The organism is Streptomyces nigra (assembly GCF_003074055.1).
Taxonomy (GTDB): Bacteria; Actinomycetota; Actinomycetes; order Streptomycetales; family Streptomycetaceae; genus Streptomyces; species Streptomyces nigra.
The window spans coordinates 2,245,789-2,266,623 of sequence record NZ_CP029043.1 but is presented as its reverse complement, the minus strand read 5'-3'; the positions used below and the strand labels follow the sequence as shown (position 1 = coordinate 2,266,623).

17 protein-coding genes and 3 tRNA genes are annotated in these 20,835 nt (G+C 73.2%); 5 read left to right on the top strand and 15 right to left on the bottom strand.

The features are described 5' to 3' along the window. Nucleotides 1-24: 24 nt before the first annotated feature. The 4 genes from DC008_RS10505 to DC008_RS10490 form a co-directional block, all read right to left on the bottom strand. Entirely contained in the window at nt 25-1,953 is a 1,929-nt protein-coding gene (locus DC008_RS10505; protein WP_108706743.1) for an ABC transporter ATP-binding protein, read from the bottom strand. Continuing rightward, nucleotides 1,953-3,686 carry an ABC transporter ATP-binding protein gene (locus tag DC008_RS10500; protein WP_108706742.1) on the bottom strand — a complete coding sequence of 578 codons (1,734 nt, stop codon included), beginning with the start codon at nt 3,684-3,686 and terminating at the stop codon, nt 1,953-1,955. Before DC008_RS10500 ends, DC008_RS10505 begins: the two co-directional genes overlap by 1 nt. Nucleotides 3,687-3,865: 179 nt before the next feature. Next, nucleotides 3,866-5,314 (bottom strand): xylulokinase, encoded by a 1,449-nt coding sequence (locus DC008_RS10495; protein WP_108706741.1) that lies wholly within the window; start codon nt 5,312-5,314, stop codon nt 3,866-3,868. Nucleotides 5,315-5,361: 47 nt separating this feature from the next. After that, complete coding sequence (locus DC008_RS10490; RefSeq protein WP_055620812.1) at nt 5,362-5,670, bottom strand: hypothetical protein; 309 nt, start codon at nt 5,668-5,670, stop codon at nt 5,362-5,364. 162 nt (nt 5,671-5,832) lie between these two features. Between DC008_RS10490 and DC008_RS10485 the strand changes: the two genes are divergently transcribed. The 3 genes from DC008_RS10485 to DC008_RS10475 all read left to right on the top strand — a co-directional run bounded on the left by DC008_RS10485 (nt 5,833) and on the right by DC008_RS10475 (nt 6,240). Further along, nucleotides 5,833-5,905 (top strand) — tRNA-Asn (locus DC008_RS10485). 5 nt (nt 5,906-5,910) lie between these two features. Beyond that, a tRNA-Asn gene (locus DC008_RS10480) sits at nt 5,911-5,983 on the top strand. A 180-nt stretch (nt 5,984-6,163) separates the two neighbouring features. Continuing rightward, nucleotides 6,164-6,240 (top strand) — tRNA-Ile (locus DC008_RS10475). Nucleotides 6,241-6,287: 47 nt separating this feature from the next. On the opposite strand, the gene DC008_RS10470 is transcribed toward DC008_RS10475, so the two are convergent. The 7 genes from DC008_RS10470 to DC008_RS10440 all read right to left on the bottom strand — a co-directional run bounded on the left by DC008_RS10470 (nt 6,288) and on the right by DC008_RS10440 (nt 15,800). Then, entirely contained in the window at nt 6,288-8,027 is a 1,740-nt protein-coding gene (locus tag DC008_RS10470; protein WP_108706740.1) for a VanW family protein, read from the bottom strand. 196 nt (nt 8,028-8,223) lie between these two features. Then, nucleotides 8,224-9,336 (bottom strand): DUF475 domain-containing protein, encoded by a 1,113-nt coding sequence (locus DC008_RS10465; protein WP_108706739.1) that lies wholly within the window; start codon nt 9,334-9,336, stop codon nt 8,224-8,226. A 99-nt stretch (nt 9,337-9,435) separates the two neighbouring features. Beyond that, entirely contained in the window at nt 9,436-9,720 is a 285-nt protein-coding gene (locus tag DC008_RS10460) for a DUF1876 domain-containing protein (protein ID WP_108706738.1), read from the bottom strand. Nucleotides 9,721-10,078: 358 nt separating this feature from the next. Then, complete coding sequence (mreB, locus tag DC008_RS10455; protein WP_108706737.1) at nt 10,079-11,113, bottom strand: rod shape-determining protein; 1,035 nt, start codon at nt 11,111-11,113, stop codon at nt 10,079-10,081. A gap of 444 nt (nt 11,114-11,557) precedes the next feature. Next, the gene (locus DC008_RS10450; RefSeq protein WP_108706736.1) at nt 11,558-12,901 is read right to left on the bottom strand and encodes a carboxyl transferase domain-containing protein; all 1,344 of its coding nucleotides are present in this window, start codon (nt 12,899-12,901) and stop codon (nt 11,558-11,560) included. Then, on the bottom strand, nt 12,898-14,340 hold the full coding sequence (locus tag DC008_RS10445; RefSeq protein ID WP_108706735.1) for an acyl-CoA synthetase: 1,443 nt from the start codon (nt 14,338-14,340) through the stop codon (nt 12,898-12,900). Before DC008_RS10445 ends, DC008_RS10450 begins: the two co-directional genes overlap by 4 nt. Before the next feature lie 74 nt (nt 14,341-14,414). Next, nucleotides 14,415-15,800, bottom strand: coding sequence for an SLC13 family permease (locus tag DC008_RS10440; protein WP_108706734.1), 1,386 nt, complete (start codon nt 15,798-15,800; stop codon nt 14,415-14,417). A 197-nt stretch (nt 15,801-15,997) separates the two neighbouring features. Between DC008_RS10440 and DC008_RS10435 the strand changes: the two genes are divergently transcribed. Further along, nucleotides 15,998-16,705: a FadR/GntR family transcriptional regulator gene (locus tag DC008_RS10435; RefSeq protein WP_108706733.1), complete on the top strand. Its 708-nt coding sequence runs from the start codon at nt 15,998-16,000 to the stop codon at nt 16,703-16,705. Here DC008_RS10435 and DC008_RS10430 read toward each other — a convergent pair. Then, nucleotides 16,702-17,307, bottom strand: coding sequence for an O-methyltransferase (locus DC008_RS10430; protein WP_108706732.1), 606 nt, complete (start codon nt 17,305-17,307; stop codon nt 16,702-16,704). The two genes, DC008_RS10435 and DC008_RS10430, sit on opposite strands and share 4 nt — an antisense overlap. A 41-nt stretch (nt 17,308-17,348) precedes the next feature. Beyond that, the gene (locus DC008_RS10425) at nt 17,349-18,410 is read right to left on the bottom strand and encodes a MerR family transcriptional regulator (RefSeq protein ID WP_108706731.1); all 1,062 of its coding nucleotides are present in this window, start codon (nt 18,408-18,410) and stop codon (nt 17,349-17,351) included. Nucleotides 18,411-18,545: 135 nt separating this feature from the next. Here DC008_RS10425 and DC008_RS10420 point away from each other — a divergent pair, with 135 nt between their 5' ends. Continuing rightward, entirely contained in the window at nt 18,546-19,412 is an 867-nt protein-coding gene (locus DC008_RS10420; RefSeq protein ID WP_108706730.1) for an ATP-grasp domain-containing protein, read from the top strand. Here DC008_RS10420 and DC008_RS10415 read toward each other — a convergent pair. Continuing rightward, entirely contained in the window at nt 19,409-20,017 is a 609-nt protein-coding gene (locus DC008_RS10415) for a hypothetical protein (protein ID WP_425276534.1), read from the bottom strand. The genes DC008_RS10420 and DC008_RS10415 overlap by 4 nt on opposite strands. Beyond that, nucleotides 19,992-20,810 carry an FkbM family methyltransferase gene (locus DC008_RS10410; protein ID WP_108706728.1) on the bottom strand — a complete coding sequence of 273 codons (819 nt, stop codon included), beginning with the start codon at nt 20,808-20,810 and terminating at the stop codon, nt 19,992-19,994. Before DC008_RS10410 ends, DC008_RS10415 begins: the two co-directional genes overlap by 26 nt. Nucleotides 20,811-20,835: the final 25 nt, after the last annotated feature.

The window sequence follows — 20,835 nt, the reverse complement described above, 5'->3', positions numbered from 1 at the left end:
ACGACGGCGGCCCCCTCCTGCCCCCTAGTCGACCTCCGCGACCGCCTGCGCGAACTGCGCCTTGTACAGGCGCGCGTAGGCCCCGTCCGCCGTCAACAGCTCGGCGTGCGCGCCCTGTTCGACGATCGCGCCGTTCTCCATGACGAGGATGGTGTCCGCGTCCCGGATCGTCGACAGCCGGTGCGCGATGACGAACGACGTCCGCCCGTGCGCCAGTTTGGCCATCGCCTTCTGGATCAGCACCTCGGTACGGGTGTCGACGGACGACGTCGCCTCGTCCAGCACCAGGATGACCGGGTCCGACAGGAACGCCCGCGCGATCGTGATCAGCTGCTTCTCGCCCGCGCTGACCCCCGACCCCTCGTCGTCGATCACCGTGTCGTACCCGTCGGGCAGCGTACGGATGAACCGGTCGGCGTGCGCGGCCCGCGCCGCCTCCTCGATCTCGCCGCGGGTGACGTCCCGGGCCGCCCCGTACGCGATGTTCTCCGCGATGGTGCCGCCGAACAGCCAGGTGTCCTGGAGCACCATGCCGATCCCGGACCGCAGTTCGTCCCGGGACATCCGCGCGATGTCGACGCCGTCCAGCGTGATCCGCCCCGACGACACGTCGTAGAACCGCATCAGCAGATTGACCAGCGTCGTCTTGCCGGCGCCGGTCGGGCCGACGATCGCGACCGTGTGCCCGGGCTCCACCGTCAGCGACAGATCCTCGATCAGCGGCTTGTCCGGCTCGTACCGGAAGGACACGTGCTCCAGCGCCACCCGGCCGCGCAGCTCCTCCGGCCGCACCCCCGGCACCGGGTCCGCCGACTGCTCCTCGGCGTCCAGCACCTCGAAGATCCGCTCGGCGGACGCCACACCGGACTGCACGAGGTTCGCCATCGACGCGACCTGCGTCAGCGGCATCGAGAACTGCCGCGAGTACTGGATGAACGCCTGCACATCGCCGATGGACAGCGCGCCCGACGCGACCCGCAGCCCGCCGACCACCGCGACCAGCACATAGTTGAGGTTCGACACGAACAGCATCAGCGGCTGCATGATCCCGCTGTTGAACTGCGCCTTGAACCCGGCCTCGTACAGCGCCTCGTTCTGCTCGGCGAACTGCCGCGCCGACTCCTCCTGCCGGCCGAACACCTTCACCAGGGTGTGCCCGGTGTACATCTCCTCGACATGCGCGTTGAGCCTGCCGGTCGTGCGCCACTGCTGCACGAAGTGCGGCTGCGACCGCTTGCCCACCCGGGTGGCCACGACGAACGACAGCGGCACGGTCACCAGCGCGACCAGCGCCAGCAGCCACGACACCCAGAACATCACGGCCAGCACACCGATGATGGTGAGCACCGAGTTGATCAGCTGGCCCATCGACTGCTGCAGCGTCTGCCCGATGTTGTCGATGTCGTTGGTCGCCCGGGACAGCACCTCGCCGCGCTGCCGCTTGTCGAAGTACGACAGCGGCAGCCGCGACAGCTTCGTCTGCACGTCCTCGCGCATCCGGTACATCGTGCGGTTCACGGCCCGGTTCACCAGCCGCGTCGCCACGGCCATCAGCAGACCCGCGGCGGCGAACACCGCGAGCGCGACCAGCAGGACGTTCCCCACGGCCGTGAAGTCGATGCCCTGGCCGGGGGTGAAGTCGGTGCTGCGCAGCATGTCGGCGATCCGGCCGTCACCGCGCTCCCGCATCGCCGCGAGGACCTGCTCCTTGGACATCCCGGGCTCGAACTGCCGCCCGACGATGCCCGCGAAGACCAGGTCGGTGGCCTTGCCGAGGATCTTCGGCCCGGCGACCGACAGACCCACGCTCACCACCACGCACAGCAGCAGCACATAGATGGTCAGCCGCTCCGGCGCGAACCGCGCCACGAGCCGGCGGCCCGACCCCTTGAAGTCCAGCGAACGCTGGTCGGGACCGCCGCCGGCCATCATCCGTCCCATGGGCCCGGCCATCAGGCGGCCTCCGCTTCCGTCAGCTGGGAGAGCACGATCTCCCGGTAGGTCTCGTTGTCCGCCATCAGCTCGTGGTGCCGGCCGGTGCCGACCACCTGCCCCTCGTCCAGCACGACGATCCGGTCCGCGTCCCGGATCGTCGCCACCCGCTGGGCGACGATGACGACGGTCGCCTCGGCGGTCTCCCGCGACAGCGCCGAGCGCAGCGCGGCGTCCGTGGCGTAGTCGAGGGCGGAGAAGGAGTCGTCGAACAGATAGATCTCGGGGCGCTGCACCAGCGTCCGCGCGATCGCCAGGCGCTGCCGCTGCCCGCCGGAGACGTTCGTGCCGCCCTGCGCGATCGGCGCGTCCAGCCCGCCCTCCAGCCGCTCGACGAACTCCCTGGCCTGCGCCACCTCCAGCGCGTTCCACAGCTCGTCGTCCGTGGCGTCCGGATTGCCGTACCGCAGATTGGTGGCCACCGTGCCCGCGAAGAGGTACGGCTTCTGCGGCACCAGGCCGACGGTGCGGGCGAGCAGCCGCGGGTCGATCCCGCCGACGTCCTCGCCGTTCACGAGGACCCGGCCCTCTGTCGCGTCGAACAGCCGGGGCACCAGCCCCAGCAGGGTCGACTTGCCGCTGCCGGTCGAGCCGATGACGGCGGTCACCTCACCCGGCCGGGCCTCCAGGTCGATCGACGTCAGCACCGGCTCCTCGGCGCCCGGATAGCGGAAGCCCGCGCCCCGGATCTCCAGATGCCCGTGCCGGCGCAGCTCGGTCACCGGAGCCTTCGGCGGGACCACGCTGGAGGAGGTGTCCAGGACCTCCTGGATGCGCTCGGCGCACACCTCGGCGCGCGGCACCATCATGAACATGAAGGTGGCCATCATCACGGACATCACGATCTGCATCAGATAGGCGAGGAACGCCGTCAGATCGCCGATCTGCATCCCGCCGCTGTCGATCCGGTGCGCGCCGAACCACACCACCGCGATGGACGACAGGTTCACCACCGTCATGACGATCGGGAACATCAGCGCGAGCAGCCGGCCGGTGCCCAGCGCCATGTCGGTGAGCTCCGTGTTGGCCTTCCGGAACCGCTGCTGCTCGTAGTCGTCGCGGACGAACGCGCGGATCACGCGGTTGCCGCTGATCTGCTCGCGCAGCACCCGGTTCACCGTGTCCAGCCGCACCTGCATCGCCCGGAACAGCGGCCGCAGCCGGCGCACGATCAGCGTCACACAGATGCCGAGCACCGGGACCACAGCGACCAGCACCGCCGACAGCGGCACGTCCAGACCGAGCGCCAGCACGATCCCGCCGACGCACATGATGGGCGCCGACACCATCAGCGTGAACGTCATCAGCGCCAGCATCTGCACCTGCTGGACGTCGTTCGTCGTCCGCGTGATCAGCGAGGGCGCCCCGAACTGGCCCACCTCGCGCGCCGAGAACGACTGCACCCGGTCGAAGACGGCGGCCCGCACGTCCCGCCCCAGCGCCGAGGCGGTCCGGGCGCCGTAGTACACGGCACCGACGTTGCACACCACCTGCGCCAGCGAGATGCCGATCATCAGCGCCCCGAAGGACATGATGTAGCCGGTGTCGCCGTTGACGACGCCCTTGTCGATGATGTCGGCGTTCAGGGTGGGCAGATAGAGGGTGGCGCAGGTCTGCAGGAACTGCAGCAGCACCAGCCAGCCGATGGAACGGCGGTAGGGCCTGAGGTAGGTCCGCAGGAGTCGTATGAGCACGCTGCTTCTCTCGCAGTGGTCGGGTCGGCGACGGGGCGCGGGCTTGGTTGCCCCTGGCCCCTATCGTCCGACACTCCCGCCGCGTTACCTCAACCGATTAAGCCGTCGGCGCCGCTCCGTACGGCCTTACGGGTACGGCTTCCTACCGGTCTCTTACCTTCCGCACCCCACTCGGCCCGCTACCGGAACGCCCCGGGATGCGTCTGCTCGCGCACCGACACGTACTGCTGGCGCACCGCCTGGCCGACCGCCAGCTCGTCGCCGGGGTCCAGCACCTGCGCCGCCGGGCCCTGCCAGAGCGGCGGGGTCCGCGGGTCGAGGGTGCCCTGGGTGGCGCCCAGCGCCCACGCCGCCTGCCGCGCGGCACCGATCGCCGCGTAGTCCGCGGGCTGCGGTACGACGACCTGCGCGCCGAACAGCGACGGCGCCGCCGCCTGCACGGCCGGCAGCTCGGCGGCCGCCCCCAGCAGGAAGACCCGCCGCACCTCGACACCCCGGCCCCGCAGCACGTCCAGCGCGTCCGCGAGCCCGCACAGCATGCCCTCGAACGCCGCCCGCGCCAGATGCTCCGGCTTCATCGACTCCCGGCGCAGCCCCGACAGGGTGCCCGCGGTGTGCGGCAGATTCGGGGTCCGCTCACCCTCCAGATAGGGGAGCAGCACCAGCCCGTGGGCCCCCGGCGTCGACTTCATCGCCAGGTCGGACAGGCTCTCCAGGTCGGGCAGCGAGAGGAGTTCGGCGGTGCCGCGCAGCGTGCGCACCGCGTTGAGCGTGGTGACGACCGGCAGATGCATACCGGTCGCGTCGGCCAGCGAGGTGATCATCCCGGAGCCGTCCATGAGCGCCTCGGGGTGGACGGCCATCACGGACCCGGACGCGCCGAGCGAGACGACCGCGTCGCCCAGCCCGATGCCGAGCCCGAACGCGGCGGCCATGGTCTCGCCGGTCCCGGCGGAGATCAGCAGCCCCTCCGGGGTCGTACCGGCCGCCTGCGAGGGGCCGATCACCTCCGGCAGCATCGCCGGATGGCCGAGAGCCAGCTCCACCAGATCGGAGCGGTACGCACCGCCCGCCGCGGACCAGTAGCCGGTGGAGGACGCCCCGCCCCGATCGGTCGTACGGCGCACCGGCCGGCCCAGCAGCTGCCACACCAGCCAGTCGTGGGCCTGCAGTAGGACCGCGGTGCGCGCCGCGTGCTCCGGCTCGGTCTTGGCGAGCCAGCGCAGCTTGGTGACCGGCTGCGCCGCCTGCGGCACACACCCCACCGCCTGCGCCCACGCCTCGCGCCCGCCGAGCGCGTCGATCAGATCGGCCGCCGCGACCTGGGCCCGCTTGTCGCCGCCGACCATCGCGGGACGCACGGTGTTGCCCTGCGCGTCCACCGGCACCAGCGCGTTCTGCTGCGCGGACACGCCGATGGCCTGGACGCCCTCGAGGAGGCCGCCGCCGGCGGCCTCACCGAGGGAGAGCAGCCACGCCTGCGGGTCGACGTCGGAGGGGCGCGCACCGTCCGGCGACTCCACCGGGTGCGGGGCATAACCCTGCCTGAGCACGGCGCCCGAGTCCGTGTCACAGACGACGATGCGAGTGAAATCGGGCGAACTGTCCAACCCGGCGACTATCCCCATGGGCCAAATTGTGCCGCAGGGCGGCGCCTGCTCGGGCCGCGGGCCGCTCAGGTGTTGCTGGTGCCCCAGTCGTCCTCGGCGCCTCCGTTGTGGGCGCTGCGTTCGCGGAGGTTGCGGACGCGATCGGCGACGGACGCGGGAACGCGGTCCCCGACCTTGTCGCTGACCGTGTGGTACGCCTTGCCCGCGAAGACCCGGCCCTGCTGGGCCGCCGTCTCGGCGGTGTTGCGCACCGCCGGGTTGTGCGAGATCTCCCGGGCCGTCTTCTTGAGCTGCTCGTAGCGCTCGCGTCCGGCGCGAGTGCCGAGCACGTAACCGACGGCGAGTCCGACGACGAACGTGAGCCGGTAGCGCATGGCGGCCACCCTTCCCTTTGCCTAGGTCCCTGATGCGGCGTCGGCGCCCCGGGGGGAACCGATTGGCGGAGCACCCCCCTGCTTGCGCTAATGTATGTGTCGCAGCGAGCGCACGCCCCCTGGCGAATACCCAGGTAGGTACGTTCGATGCAAACGAGGCATTCCTCCGTAGCTCAATTGGCAGAGCAGCCGGCTGTTAACCGGCAGGTTACTGGTTCGAGTCCAGTCGGGGGAGCTCGGTCCTCCGTAGCTCAATTGGCAGAGCAGCCGGCTGTTAACCGGCAGGTTACTGGTTCGAGTCCAGTCGGGGGAGCATGCTGAACGAGGACCCCCGTCGGGGTCCTTTTTCATGCCTTCCCACCTGCGGCGGGAACCGTGCAGGTCGCAGCGGTGTCCTTCAGGGCATGCGAAGTCGACCATACGAAGCAGGAGATCGTATGAGCGGCTATGCTGCGGCAGACGGCGCGCACACATGTACGCGACACGCCGCTATGGGGCGGTAGCTCAGCCGGTTAGAGCAGCGGACTCATAATCCGTCGGCCGTGGGTTCGAGTCCCACCCGCCCCACCAGGCGCCACCCGTGCAGAAACGATGCGACCAGGCCGTTGCCGGGAGGATCACTCGCAGACGATCTCGTTCCGCGGGTCGTAGTGCGTGCGGAACGGCTCCCGCTTCACCACGCGGCCGTCCTGGACGAAGACCCGCTGCACGGTCACGTCGAATCCCTCCAGCGGAGTCTGGGGGACGCACCGGTCGCCGCTCAGGACCTTGCGCTCGGGCTGCTTCACGTTGGTGCGCGGGCCCTTCACGGAGCCGATCTCGTCGTACTTGCGGGTGCCGAGGAACGAGATCGTCACCGAGTGGTCGGTGGACTGGGCCTGGATGTAGAGGGCGTGCCCGGAGTCGTTGGCGAAGCGCAGGTCCAGGCTGCCCCAGGCGACCGTGGCCTCCCGGCCCTCCGGGTAGCGCTCGATGTAGAAGGAGTGGGCGCCGTGCTCGACGGGCTTGACGCCCGCGAACCACAGCGCGTTGAAGACGGTCGTGGCGACCGCCGAGACACCGCCGCCGGGCGCCTTCCGGAACTCGTCGTCGTAGATCATGATGCCGTCGACGAAGCCGTTCTCCGGGGTGCGTTCGCCGACCCTGCGGTTGAAGCTCCAGGTCTCGCCCGGCATCACGACCGAGCCGTTGATCAGCTCGACCGCGCGGCCGATGTTCCGGGTGCGGTACGGGGCCGGGTCGAAGTTCACGGTGAACGACGACATCTTCTCGCGCAGGCCCAGCCGGTCCACGTTGGCCCGGGTGACCTGAGGCTCGCTCACCCGGGTGGCGATCTCGCCGCTGCGGGCGGCGCCCCGGTTCGTCAGCAGCGGCAGTACGGCCTTGCCCAGCGCCTTGTCGGTGACCACATGGCCCGCGTGGCCGTCCTGGACGACGCCGACCCGGTCGCCGACCAGGCGCAGCTCGGCGTTGGCGGCCCGGGTGGGCAGGGCGGACAGCGGTTTGGCCACCGCCGGGTCGGCGCGCAGCCCGGCCGCGTCCAGCTTCGGTACGAGCTTGCCCGTGTCGTCCGGGCGCATCGTCAGATACCGGCCCAGGACGGGCTGCTCGACGGTGAAGCGGTGGTCGGCGGCGGTCAGGGTGACCGGGGCCGACATGGCCGGCTCGGCGAACTCGCGCACCGCACGGTCGACCTCGCGGTCCGTCACCTTCGGCGCGGTCGCGCGGGCCGGCAGCTTCGTGACGGCCCGGGCGTCGCCGCGGGCGAAGGCGTCGCGCAGCGGGCCGACGGCCGCGTCCGTGTCCAGGGCGTAGCCCTGGTGCGGGGCGACCCGGTGGACCTCGCCGTCCTCGAAGGTGACGCCGCCCTCGCGGACCTTCTGGTCGGCGTCCCGCGCGACCTTCTTCAGTTCCGCGTGCGCCTTGTCCTCGTCGACGCTCACCGAGGGCTCGACCGGGCCGCCCGAGCGGAACAGGCCGCCGATCACGGTGAACGGGTCGAGGGCGCCGCTGCGGCTCGCCCGGTCGACGGTGGCCTCGTGGTCGAAGGTGATGCCCAGGCGGCGCGGGTCGACGGTGCCCTCGCGGTCGCCGACCGTGACCCGCAGGCTGCGGGCGGCGGCCGGGGCGAGGCGGTCGTCCAGCCGGTGCACGGCCTCGGCGCGGCCCAGCCCGCCGATGTCGACACCCCGCACCGTCGTCCCGTCCTCTATGTCCCCGCCCGCGGCGAGGAGCCCCGCGAGATACAGGCCGCCGAAGCCGACGGCGAGGGTGCCGCCGGCCAGGGCGTACGGACGGACGGAGGCCACGCGGGACGACGGGCCCTTTCGCGGCGAGGAGGGGGCGCGCAGACGCATGGAACTCCCGGGCGGACGGATCGGCTGGACGGAGCGTCGCTCGATGCGGCGCTGTGCGCGAAGGCAAACACATCCACCTAGCCATAAGCGGATGAAAACGCCTATGTCGAACACCACGTATGGTCCGGATCACGCCGGAGCCGTAGCCGCCCGGCCCCGTGAACACGCCCTCACGCCGTGCGTGGCGTGATCCGACTCACGGCCCCGTCGGGGCTTCCCCGGCCGCCGCGAGTGCCCTGTTGCGGCGGACGGACGCGAGGAAGGAGGAGGCGATGAGGACCACGCCGACCAGGCCGGTGACGACCTCGTTGAGCTCGTACCGGATGGTGACCAGCAGGATCACCGCGAGCGCGCCGATGGCGTAGTGGGCGCCGTGCTCCAGGTACACGTAGTCGTCCAGGGTGCCCTGGCGGACCAGGTAGACCGTGAGGGAGCGGACGTAGAGGGCGCCGATGCCGAGGCCCAGCGCCATCCAGAAGATGTGGTTCGTGATCGCGAAGGCGCCGATCACCCCGTCGAAGGAGAACGACGCGTCCAGGACCTCGAGGTAGAGGAAGAGGAAGAAGGCCGCCTTGCCGGCGAGGGCGGCCACCGGGCGTCCGCCCCCGGCGCGGGCCCGTCGCTCCTCCTCGTGCTCGCGCTCCTCCTCCGCCTCGATGCGGTGCTCGAAGTGCGAGGACAGACCGCCGACCGCGAGATAGGTGACCAGGCCGGCGACGCCCGCCAGCAGGACGGTGGCCGCCTTGTCCGCGTGGCCCGTGCTGACGTGCGCCTGTCCGGCGACGGTCGTGGCCGCCACCAGCAGCACGATCAGCGCCGTACAGGGCGCCAGCAGGTCGATCCGCCCGAGCCGGGCGAGCGGGCGCTCCACCCAGGTCAGCCAGGTGATCTCGCGCTCCGCCAGGATGAACTCCAGGAAGATCATCAGCAGGAACATGCCGCCGAAGGCGGCGATCGCCGGATGCGCGTCGGTGACGAGGGCCTCGTAGCGGTCCGGGTCGTCGACCGCCAGCCGTACGGCCTCGACGGGACCGACCCTGGCGCTGATCGCGACGATCACGACCGGGAACACCAGCCGCATCCCGAACACGGCGATGAGCACGCCGACGGTCAGGAAGATCCGTTGCCAGAAGGGGTTCATCCGCTTCAGGATCCCGGCGTTGACGACCGCGTTGTCGAAGGACAGGGAGATCTCCAGCACGGACAGGATCAGCACGACCCCGAACGCCTCCCAGCCCCACACCCAGGCCGCGAAGACGAGGCCGAGCACCGTGACGCCCATCGACCAGCCGAAGGTCCTCAGCAGCATCGCTCTCCAGGGGGTCGGGCGGCGCCGAGGGCGCGCGGCGGACGGACGACGGTCACACCAGTACCAGGGGGATCACCGGGTAAACCGGGCCGTCGCGGCTCAGGGGCGTTCCCAGGCTCCGCCCGTCGTCCGCTCGGCGGGACCGGCCAGAGCGACGATGTCGTCGTCGGCGACCTCGTGCAGCCGCAGCGCGAGGTCCTCCAGGGCGCGGCAGGCGGCCAGCTCGTCGCCGATCTCGGGGACGGGGCGGTCGACGGGGTTGCGGTGGGCCGCGCCCCGGCCGGTCACGGTCGAGGTGTCCGGGGTGGTCAACACGGCCTCGGCGACGGTGTCGTCGCCGTCCTCGGTGATGTGGATGTGGACGGTCCAGTTCTTGTCATCCATCGAGATCACTTCCGTGGGAAGAGTGCCCTATGGACGAGCGTGCGCCTGTTCCCCCGGCGGGGTCCACTCCGCCCGCGGGAAGGGGCGTCTCCGCCCGTGGGAGGACGCCCGCTTCCAACCGCTCCCCCTGCGGAGGCATGACAAGTGCCTGCGTGGGCACGATGTGCCGAAAGGTTGCGGAGAGAAGGCTGGTCGCAACGGACCCGGAGACGAGGAGGGCGCCATGAAGGGCCAGACGTACGTTCGCGTTCGGGTCACCCGCCGGCCGTCCGCCCCCCGGGACACCAGGGGCGAGATCGACCGGCGCACTCCCTCGGGCCGGATCCTTCCGTACTGAGACCTGCTGAGACCGGGCCGCTCAGGTCGCCGGGGCCAGCTCCAGCGGCTCGATCCGGCCCTCCAGCATGGTGCCCAGGCCCTGTACGGCGCAGACGTCGGGCCGCTCCGCGATGTGCACGGGCATGCTGGTGGCCTGCCGCAGCATCTCGTCGAAGCCGGGGAGCAGGGCGCTGCCGCCGACCATCATGATCCCGCGGTCGGCGAGGTCGGCGACCAGGTCGGGCGGGCAGTCGCGGAGCACCTTGCCGATGCTGTCGAGGACGGCGGTGAGCGGGGTCTGGATGGCGTCCCGCACGGCGGCGGTGTCGACCCGTACGGAGCGGGCGAGCCCGGTGCAGACGTCCCTGCCGTGGATCTCCGTGGAGGCGGGGCCCTGCGCGGTCAGGCCGTTGCCGGACAGCGCCAGCTGGAGCGGGCGGACGTTCTGGCTGGGCAGCATCAGCTCGTGCTGGTGGCGCAGGTGCTGCACGATCGCGTGGTCCACGGCCTCGCCGCCGACCCGGACCCGCTCGGCGGCCACGATGCTGCCCAGCGACAGCACGGCCACCTCGGTCGCGGCCGCCCCGCACACCATGATCATGCTGGCCTCGGGCTGCTCGACGGGCAGTCCGCAGCCGACGGCGGCGGCGATCAGCGTGTCCACCAGCTCCACCCGGCGGGCGCCGAGGCCGACCAGCGTCTCGATGGCGGCGCGCTGGGCGAGTGGGTCGGCGTCGTGCGGGGTGCAGACGGCGGCCCGCAGGAAGGGCCGGCGGCGCAGACTGCGGCGCATCTTGTCGCCCAGGAGGTGACGCAGCATCCGCTGCGCCATCTCGATGTCGACGACGGTGCCCCCGGAGACGGGCCGTACGACGCGGATGTAGTCCGGGGTGCGGCCGGTCATCCGCTCCGCGAACTCGCCGACCGCGATGAGCGCGCCGGTACGGGTGTTGACGGCGGCGGCCGAGGGCTGGTCGACGACGAGACCGGCCCCCTTCACGTAGACGCGGGTCCTGGCCGCCCCCAGATCGACGGCGAAGTGGCAGCGTCGCAGCTGTTCCAGCGTGGCGGTCATGGCGGTCCTCCCGAGAGCGCGAACCAAGGGTCCGCCGGGTGGGTGGCGGGCCTCGCGTGGGGTGCGTGGTCGTGTGGTCGCAAGGCCGTTGGTGTGCCGGCCTCCCTCGCATCGTGCGGGCCGCCGGGCGGGCGGCGCCTTCTGGAGGGGGCCGGGTGGGGTGCCGCTGAATGGGGGTTTCTGTCCCTGAGGGGGCGTCAGGCGGCGTGTCGCAGCACGGGGAGCGGGGCCGGGTCGGGTACGGCCGCGGAGGGTGCCCGCGACCGTACCCGTGTCGCCACCAAGGGCTGTCCCGTGATTCCCGGCGGGCGCGCGACGCCGGCCACGGCACCTCGCCGCGTTGTCAGGTCGTCCGCGTACATCCGGTATGCGGACGGCCCTCCGCCTTGCGATGCACCGCATCCGGCGCCGCACGCTGATCCACCGGGAATCACGGGACAGCCCTTAGCTTCCGACGACGCTCAGGATCACGCCCGCCTCCACCAGGTCCTGCGGGCGCAGACGGAGCTGGTCCGCCGTCGCGTCGACCTCGTCGGGGCCGCGCTTGAGGATCGCCGCCGCGAGCTCCGGCGCGATGACGGAGAAGTAGCTGTCCGGTGTGGCCCAGGTGTTGCCCGGTGCCGCGAGGGCGAGCGCGCCGCCCGAGCCGCCCTCGCCGATCAGCAGGGTCGTCACCGGCGTGCGGACCGACGCCAGCACCGTGAAGAGGTCCGCGATGGCCGCGCCGACGCCCTGGCGCTCCGCCTCCGCGTCGTTCGCCGCGCCCGGCGTGTCCACCAGGGTCAGCACCGGGATGCCGAGCCGGTCGGCGAGCCGGATCAGCCGTGCCGCGGTGCGGTATCCGGCGGGGCGGGTGGCCGTCCCGGTCTGCGCGGCGTACGCGACCGTACGGCCCTCGTGCTCGCCGAAGCCGCACAGCATGCCCTCGGGGTCCGCGCCGCCGCACCGGTCGCCGGTGACGGTGACGCGGTGCGCGAAGTAGGCGTCCAGATAGCGCGCGGCGCGTGGCCGCTCGGGGGAGCGGGCCCGGCGTACGGCGTCCCGGCCCGAGTCCGGCGCAGCGGTGCCGCCGAGCGCGCGTGGCGGGGGTGCCGCCGCCTGGGAGGGCGCCGTCAGCAGCCGTAGCCAGCGGCCCAGTTCGCGGCGCAGCAGGCCCGGCCGGACCAGCGCGTCGATCGCGCCGGACGCCAGCTGGGCCTCGGCCGTGTAGGCGGCCGGGTCGGCGTCCGGCGGGCGGACCCGGGAGCCCGCGAAGCCGACCTGGGCTCCGGGCAGCGCGAGCGTGACGTCGGCGCCCGCGCCGAGCGTGGCCCAGCCGCCGCCGGTCGTCGGGTCGCGCAGCACCGCGATCTGCGGCAGCCCGGCGGCCCGGGTGAGTGCGGACTCGCGGGCCACGCGCTGCAGCTGGGTGAGCGCGTGCATGCCCTCCTGCATCCGGCTGCCGCCCGTCGCCACCAACGGCACCACCGGCAGGCGGTGTTCACGGGCGTGCCGGTACGCCGCCTCCAGCCGGTCGCCGGTGCGCACGCCGAGCGAGCCGCCCAGATAGCCGAACTCGAAGGCGATCAGCACCGCGCGGGTGCCCTCGACGCTTCCGGTGCCGCACACCACGGACTCCCGCTCGCCGGTGCGGGCGGCGGCCAGGGCACGGGCGTCGCCGTACCCCTCCCAGTCCAGCGGGCCGTCGGGCCGGTCACCGGACGCCGGGCCGCCGTCGCCGGGACCCAGTTCGGTGAAGTCCTCGGCGACCAGGGCGATGACCTGGCGGGCCGTCAGGCGCTCCGTCATGCGCCCAGCGCCCGCTTCATGATCTTCCCCATGTCGTTGCGGGGCAGGACGTCCAGGTAGTGGACGCGGCGCGGGCGCTTGTGCGGGGCCAGCCGCCCGGCGACATGATCGGCCAGCTCGTCGGCCGACGGGGGCGCCTGCGGGTCCGCCGGGACGACCCAGGCCACGATCCGCTCACCGAGGTCCGCGTCCGGCTCCCCGGTGACGGCCGCCTCCCGCACCCCGGGGTGCTCCAGCAGTGCGTTCTCGATCTCCCCGGCGCCGATCTTGTAGCCGCCGCTCTTGATCAGGTCGGTGGCCTTGCGGCCGACGATCCGGACGTAGCCGTCGGGGTCGCGCACCGCCACGTCGCCGGTGCGGAACCAGCCGTCCGCCGTGAAGGCGTCCCGCGTGGCGTCGGGCCGGTTGAGGTACTCGGTGAACAGGTTCGGGCCGCGCACCTGGATCTCGCCGACGCTCTCCCCGTCGTACGACGTCAGCGGGGTGCCGTCCTCCTCGACCAGCCGCAGCTCCACCCCGGGCAGCGGGACGCCGACCGTGCCGGCCCTGCGCTCGCCGTCGGCGCGCACACTGGTGTTCATCAGCGTCTCCGTCATGCCGTACCGCTCGACGACCCGCTGCCCGGTCGCGGCCGTGATCCGCTCGTGGTCGTGGACGGGGAGCGCCGCCGAACCCGACACGAGCAGCCGGGCCTTGCCGAGCGCCTGCGCCAGGCCAGGCTCGTGCGGCAGCGCCTGCGCGATGCGGTGGTACATCGTCGGCACGCCGAACAGCATGGTCGCGCCCTCGTCCAACTCCCGGGCCACGCCCTCGGTGCCGAACCGGCCGAGATGGCGCAGCGATCCGCCGCGGCGCAGCGGGCCGAGCACGCCGAGGACGAGACCGTGCACATGGAACAGGGGCAGCCCGTGCACGAGGACGTCCTCGCCGGTCCACTGCCAGGCGTCCGCGAGCGCGTCCAGGGTGTGCGCGACGGCCCGGCGGGGGATGACGGCGCCCTTGGGCGGGCCGGTGGTGCCGGACGTGTAGACGACCAGGGCGGCGTGCTCGTCGGGCACGTCGGTGCCGGGCAGCTCACCGGCGGCGTGCACGTCGACGTCGGCGCGCTCCAGACCGGCCAGCGGGGCGGGCAGTTCGTCCCCGGGGGCGGCGAGCACCACCGACGGGGCGCTGTCGGACAGGATGTGCCCCAGCTCCCGGTCGCCCGACTTCGGGTTGAGCGGCACGGCGGCGGCACCGGCCTCCAGCGCCGCCACCACCGCCACGGCCGTCTCCAGCGCGGGCGTCGCCCACACCGCGACGCGGCCCGCGCCGCCGATCCGTGCGGCGAGGGCACCGGCGGCGGCGCCCAGCTCGCCGTACGTCAGGGCGCGGTCGCCGAACCGCAGGGCGGCGCGCCCCGCCGGGGCGTCCACGAGGGCCGGGAAGAGAGAGGACACGCGTCGTACTCCTTGACTGCTCGACGGGGACGGCCGGGCGGCCGTCCGACGGACACCGTGCACCGGGTGCCGGTTCACCCCCAGCCCGGCACGACCATCGCCAGCCACACCACCGCGGGCACCACGGCCACCACGATCCCTCCGTACACCATCAGCCGGCGGAAGAAACGCTCCCGGTCCACATCGGGCGCGGCGGCCAGTACCAGGGCGCCGTTCGTCGAGAAGGGGCTGACGTCCACGACCGTCGCCGACACCGCGAGCGCCGCCACCATCCCGATCGCGCCGATCTCGCCCTGGGCCAGGAACGGCACGGCGAGCGGGATGAGCGCGCCCATGATGCCGACCGAGGAGGCGAACGCCGAGACGATCGCGCCGATGTAGCAGAGCAGGACGGCGGCCAGCAGCGGGACGCCGATGCCGCCGACGCCCTCGCCGGCCCAGGTGATGGTGCCCATCTCGTCCAGCACGCCGACGTATGTCAGCACACCGCAGATCAGCAGCACCGTCGGCCAGGCGATCTCGCCGACGGCCCGCTTGCTGTCGTCCGGCCAGACGGTGCTGAGGACGACGGCGAGGGTGATCGCGGTGAGGCCGGCGTCCAGGTCGAACACGAGGACGGCGACGACCAGGGCGACGAGGGAGATGAGCGTGGCGACTCGGGCGGGGGTGAGACGGGCGGCGACGAGGTCGGTGGCCGTGGGGGCGGGACGGGTGAGGGTCGTGCCGGTATCAGGTGCTGAGCCCGTGCCGCCGGGTTGCGGCTGGTCGCCGGGACCCGTCGCCGTCCCCGTGCCGCCGGGTTCCGGCCGGTCGCCCGGTTCCCCGCGCCCCTCGGGGGCGTCCACCGAGCCCTGCCGCCACAGCTTCGGGCCCCCGCACACGGTGAACACGATCGCCGCGATGACGAGGTTGACGACCAGGGAGGCCAGGAACAGCGTGATCTCGCTGCCCGGCAGCTTCTCCCGCTCCACGATGCCGTTGACGATCGACCCGTAGATGCTGATGGGGGAGAAGCCGCCGGCCTGGGCGCCGTGCACCACCATCACGCCCATCAGCAGTGGGCTGATGGAGTAGCGGGCGGCGAAGCTGAGCGCGACGGGCGCGACGATCGCGACGGCCGCCGGGCTCACCGCGCCGATCGCGGTGAGCGCGCCGGTCAGCGCGAACATCACCCAGGGGATCAGGGCGACCCGGCCCCGCACCAGCCGGACCGCGGCGTGCACCAGCCAGTCCGTGGTGCCGTTGGCCCGCGCGACGGCGAACAGATAGGTGACGCCGACGAGGACGACGAACAGGTCGCCGGGGAAACCGGCGAAGATGCCGTCCGCGTCGAGGTCGGCGACGAGCGTGCCGACCCCGAAGGCGGCGGCGAAGGCCAGCGCGCCCATGTTGATCGAGCGGGTCGTCGCGATGACGAACACCACGGCGAGGACGAGGATCGAGAGGAGTTCGGGGGACATACGGGCTCCCGTCTTGGGTCCCGGAGCGGGTTGGGGGGACGGCTCGCCCAGTGGCCCATTGGCTGAGCCAATTCAGGGGTGCTGGCTGGACAGCGTGGAGCGCGCACCCGGCCCCGTCAAGGGGTCGCACCGGAATTGGCTCAGCCACTTAGCCACGGCGGGTGCCGGTGCTACGCTCCCGTCGAGAGGGGGACTCCGTGACCGACGCCCTGCGCCCCATGACCCGGCAGCGCCTCTACGAGCAGGTGCTCGACCGGCTGCGCGCCTATGTCGCCGAGGGCGGCCTCGGCGCCGGGGACCGGCTCCCGACCGAGCGCGACCTCGCCCAGCGGCTCGGAGTGAGCCGGGCCTCCGTGAAACAGGCGATCGTCGTCCTGGAGGTCCAGGGCCTGGTCGAGGTGCGGCACGGCGGCGGCACCTACCTGGTGCGGGACACCCTCGACGTCGAGCCGGTGGAGCGGATGGTCGAGCGGCGCCGGCGCCTGCCCGACGTCCTGGAGGCCCGCGAGGCCCTGGAGACCAAGCTCGCCGAACTCGCCGCCGAGCGCCGTACGTCCGAGGACCTCGCCGCGATGCGCGCGGCCCTCGAGCACATGGAGCGGGAGATCGAGGACGGCGGCCACGGCGTGGAGGGCGACCGCCTCTTCCACGCCGCCGTCACCGCGGCCGCGCACAGCAGCCTCCTCGCCGAGTTCATGCGCTCCATCGCCGGGCAGATCGCCGAGAGCCGCACCGAGTCGCTGCGCCAGCCGCACCGCCCGGCCCGCTCGCTCGCCCAGCACCGGGCCATCCTCGACGCCATCGAGTCCGGCCTGCCGTCCCGCGCGGCCGCGGCGATGCGCCGCCACGTCCGCACGGTGGCGAAGGTCCGCCTCCTCGACTGGGAGCCGGACGACACCCCCTAGTCCCGGCGCCGCACCCCCACCATCGCCGCCAGGTCCCCGGCGAGCGGGAGTTCCACGGTGTCCAGTGCCGGGTGCCGCAGCCAGTGCATCCGGGGCCGGTCCACCTCACCGCCGTACCGCGGGGGCCAGGCGGTGGCCGGGGTGAAGTCGTCGACCACGACCCGGCCGCCCGGCACGAGCAGCCGGGCCGGGTCGGCCGCGCCGTCGGCCCCGCCCTTGGCGGCCCCACCCCCGTCCAGCACCAGTAGGTCGTACGGCCCCCGCTCCCCGATCCGCCGCCAGTCGCCGTGCAGGATCTCCACCTCGGGCCGCCCGGCGAACACCTCGGCGGCGAGCCGGGCCCGCTCCTCGTCCCGCTCCACGCCGACCAGCCGAACGCCCGGCCGGGCGCCCTCCGCCAGCCAGGCGAGCCCCACCCCGCAGCCCGTGCCCGTCTCCCCGATCAGCCGCCCGGCGCCGCCCGCCAGGGAGTACAGCAGCCGGCCCTGTTCCGGGCGGCAGGAGTGGGGGAACCCGTGGGCGCGGGCCACGGCGAGCGCGCGCTCGACCAGCGGCGGAAGGTGAACTTCCGTGGCGTAGGCGTCCGTTCCGGCGATCGACATGGCCTCGATCCTGCCGTACGGGGCGACCGCCGGGGGCGCGGTCAGGCCGTGCGGTCGACCACGTCGGCCACCACACAGCTGACGTTGTCCGGGCCGCCGGCCTCGTTCGCCGCCGCGATCAGGGACCGTACGGCGTCGTCGGGGCCCTCGGCGGAGGTGAGCAGGGCGCGGACGCGGGCGTCCGGGACGGTGGTGGTCAGGCCGTCCGAGCAGACCAGATACCGGTCGCCGGGCTGGGCGTCCTGGAGCCGCAGGTCCGGCGGGGTGCCGGCGGACAGGGCCTTGACCAGCAGGGAGCGCTGCGGGTGCGTGACCGCCTCCTCCGGGGTCAGCCGGCCCTCGTCGATCAGCGACTGCACCACCGTGTGGTCCTCGGTGATACGGAACAGCGCCCCGTCGCGCAGCACATAGGCGCGGCTGTCCCCGATGTGCACCAGCGCCAGCCGCGACCCCGTCCACAGCAGGGCCGTCAGCGTCGTCCCGGCCTCCTCCCCGCCGTCCGCCGCGTCCCGGACCGCCTCGGTGGCGCCCCGGACCGCCTCCTCCAGCACGTTCAGCACATGGCCCGCCGGTAGTTCGTCCGTGTCCAGGAAGCGCAGCGCCTCCACCGCGGCGGCGCTCGCGGGCGCGCCCGCCGGGCCGAAGCCGTCGGCCACGGCGAGCAGCCTGCCGCCCGCGTAGGCGGTGTCCTGGTTGGCGGGCCGGACCAGGCCCCGGTCCGAGCCGGCGCAGTAGCGCAGTTCCAGCATGGTGTCGTCCTTCCTCGGTTCCGTCAGCAGATGCCCGACGAGGAAGGCGGCGAGATCCCGCCGTGCGGCCGTGTCCGCCTCGACCCCCGCCCAGTAGGCGCGGATCTCCCGGGCGGCGTCGGCGGCGGGCAGTGCGCGGACCTGACGGATCCGGGCCAGCGGCATGCCCAGCCGGCGCAGCCACGCCACCAGCCGGGCCTGCTCCAACTGGGCCACGGTGTAGTACCGGTAGCCGGTGTCCGGGTCGACGCGGTGCGGCCGCAGCAGCCGCAACTCGTCGTAGAGCCGCAGCGCCTTCGGCGACAGCCTGCTGGCCCGGGCGAACGCCCCGATCGTCAGCTCGTCCTCGCTCATCCACTTCCCCCTCGCTCGTGCGCCTCGATGCTGCGGCTTCCCCGAAGGTGAAGGTCAAGCGGCCCGTTCCGGTTCCCTCCCGCACGCTTGTTAGCCTGCGGTTTCCGCCCCGTCAGCCCGCCCGGAGGAACCGCCGTGCCCCGCATAGCCCTGGTCACCTGCCGTCCCCGACCCGACGTCAGCGAGGACCGGGACCTGCCGGTGCTCGTGGCCGCGCTGCGGGAGGCGGGCGCCGACGCCGGGGCCGTGCACTGGGACGACGACGGTGTCGACTGGGGCGCCTACGACCTCGCCGTGATCCGTTCCACCTGGGACTACAGCTGGCGGGCCGCCGAGTTCCTGGCCTGGGCCGAGCGCTGCGGCGCGGCGACCCGGCTCGCCAACCCGGCGGCCGTGGTGCGCTGGAACGCCGACAAGCGCTACCTCGGCGACCTCGCGGCGGCCGGCGTCCCCGTCGTCCCGACGCGGTACGTCGCCCCGGGCGACGCCCCCGATCTGCCGGACGGGGACGAGTTCGTCGTGAAGCCCACCTCCGGCGCGGGCGCCCGGTTCGCCGCCCGGTACACACCCCAGGAGCTCGACACCGCGCTGCGGCACCTCGCCCGGATGCACGCCGACGGCCTCACCGCGATGGTCCAGCCGTATGTGCGGGGCATCGACAGCGGCGGCGAGCGGGCCCTGCAGTTCTACGGCGGGCGCCTGCTGCACGCCAGCCGCAAGGGCGCCGTCCTCACCGCCGGCACCCCCTACGACCAGCGCAAGGTCGCCCACCCGAACCTGGAGCCCTGGACGCCCACTCCGGCCGAACTCTCCGTCGCCGAGCGCGCCCTGGCGGCCGTACCGGACGCGGACGGGCTTCTCTACGCGCGCGTGGACCTCGTCGACGGGGACGACGGGCAGCCGTGCGTGATGGAGCTGGAACTCGTCGAGCCGAACCTGTTCCTGTCCGTGCACCCCGGCTCGGTGCCCCGCGTCACCGAGGCGATCCTGGCCGCCGCCTAGACGGCGACCGTCACCCGCTGCAACAGGCCCCACGTGAACTCGGCCGTCGCCTCGTGCGGCACCCCCTCCGCGTCCGGTGCCGTGAACGCCAGGCCCCAGCGGGTCGGGGCGCTGCCCTCCAGCGGGCGGGCCGGCGCGAAGGCGCGGGCCGCCTCCTCGACCGTGCACGACCAGGGCGTGAGGTCCTCCAGGGTGCGCAGCTCGGGCGCCGGGGCGCCCGGGGCGCGCACCAGCCACTCGTTCCACACCGCCCCGCCCGGCGCCAGCACCACCTCGAACCGCAGCGTCGGCCACAACGGCAGAGGCCACCGCCACGCCTCGCAGTCCAGATCCCCGATCCTGCGGGACACCACCGACTCGGACGGGCCCAGCACCGAGCGGTAGCGGGCCGCCGAGCCGCGCGCCCGGGGCGAGCGGACCATCGCCTGCCAGCGTTTGTTCGCCTCGCGCATCTCGGCCTGCGACACGCCCAGCTCCCGGCGCGCGTCCTCGACCAGATCGGGGTTGTGGTCGGCCATGCGGCGCAGCAGGACGAGCTGGAAGTGCAGCGGGGTGAACGGACCGGGGGCGTGCGGTCCGTCAGCGGGGCGTCTCGCGGAGGGCATGGGACCCATGCTCGCGCACCGGGCCGCCCGGGCGGCGTCCGTCGGGCAGGAACAGCACCGAGTTGACGTAGCGGGGGCCGTGGAACGGCAGGACCCGGCGCAGCAGCCCCATGCCGACCACGTACGACGTCGCCGCCTGGTGGGCCTGGAGGGGGAACGACGCCAGCGGCACCCAGGAGCGGCCCGGCAGCACCCAGCCGTCGTAGCCGAGCATCGACAGATACGTCAGCACCGGGCCGGGCGGCTGGATCCGGGACTCCAGCTCCACGAACAGGGCGGGCCGGTCCCGGGCGAGGATGCCGGTGGCGCCGCGCAGCACGGACAGTTCGGCACCGTCCACGTCGACCTTCACGAAGCCGACGTCCCGCAGCCCGAGATCGTCCAGGGCGACACAGGGCACGCGCAGCGCCCGTCCGTGGATGTCCCGGCGCACCAGGGACGACACACCCCGGTCGCCCTCGTCGTCCGGCGGCAGCCACAGGCGGGCCGTGCCGGGGCGGTCGGCCGCTGCGGCCTGCACCACCCGCAGGTTCGCCGGGGCGCCCGCGGCGAGCAGCCGCGCCAGCCGGGGGACCGGTTCGACGGCCACCACCTGCCGGGCCCGGCCGCACAGCCGGCGCGTCCAGGGGCCGTACCAGCCACCGACGTCGACGGCCGTGCCGCAGTCCGGCGGGCACAGCTCGCCGAGCCGGGCCAGCTCCGGTTCGAAGCGGGGGTAGACGGCCCGGGCGGTCGCGGCGACCAGGCGCGCGGGCAGCAGCGGCGCCAGCCGGGCCGTGAGGGTGGGGGTCATGGATCCGTCCGGGTCGTCGTCGGGG

What these genes read in the sequence shown, in the direction of transcription:
- DC008_RS10465 (WP_108706739.1), bottom strand. Translation starts at nt 9,336, where the DNA reads ATGCTGCTGAGGACCTTCGGCTGGTCGATGGGCGTCACGGTGCTCGGC.
- mreB (WP_108706737.1), bottom strand. Translation starts at nt 11,113, where the DNA reads ATGACCGCCACGCTGGAACAGCTGCGACGCTGCCACTTCGCCGTCGAT.
- DC008_RS10470 (WP_108706740.1), bottom strand. Translation starts at nt 8,027, where the DNA reads ATGCGTCTGCGCGCCCCCTCCTCGCCGCGAAAGGGCCCGTCGTCCCGC.
- DC008_RS10425 (WP_108706731.1), bottom strand. Translation starts at nt 18,410, where the DNA reads ATGAGCGAGGACGAGCTGACGATCGGGGCGTTCGCCCGGGCCAGCAGG.
- DC008_RS10460 (WP_108706738.1), bottom strand. Translation starts at nt 9,720, where the DNA reads ATGGATGACAAGAACTGGACCGTCCACATCCACATCACCGAGGACGGC.
- DC008_RS10505 (WP_108706743.1), bottom strand. Translation starts at nt 1,953, where the DNA reads ATGGCCGGGCCCATGGGACGGATGATGGCCGGCGGCGGTCCCGACCAG.
- DC008_RS10495 (WP_108706741.1), bottom strand. Translation starts at nt 5,314, where the DNA reads ATGGGGATAGTCGCCGGGTTGGACAGTTCGCCCGATTTCACTCGCATC.
- DC008_RS10490 (WP_055620812.1), bottom strand. Translation starts at nt 5,670, where the DNA reads ATGCGCTACCGGCTCACGTTCGTCGTCGGACTCGCCGTCGGTTACGTG.
- DC008_RS10410 (WP_108706728.1), bottom strand. Translation starts at nt 20,810, where the DNA reads ATGACCCCCACCCTCACGGCCCGGCTGGCGCCGCTGCTGCCCGCGCGC.
- DC008_RS10450 (WP_108706736.1), bottom strand. Translation starts at nt 12,901, where the DNA reads ATGACGGAGCGCCTGACGGCCCGCCAGGTCATCGCCCTGGTCGCCGAG.
- DC008_RS10430 (WP_108706732.1), bottom strand. Translation starts at nt 17,307, where the DNA reads ATGTCGATCGCCGGAACGGACGCCTACGCCACGGAAGTTCACCTTCCG.
- DC008_RS10415 (WP_425276534.1), bottom strand. Translation starts at nt 20,017, where the DNA reads ATGCCCTCCGCGAGACGCCCCGCTGACGGACCGCACGCCCCCGGTCCG.
- DC008_RS10440 (WP_108706734.1), bottom strand. Translation starts at nt 15,800, where the DNA reads ATGTCCCCCGAACTCCTCTCGATCCTCGTCCTCGCCGTGGTGTTCGTC.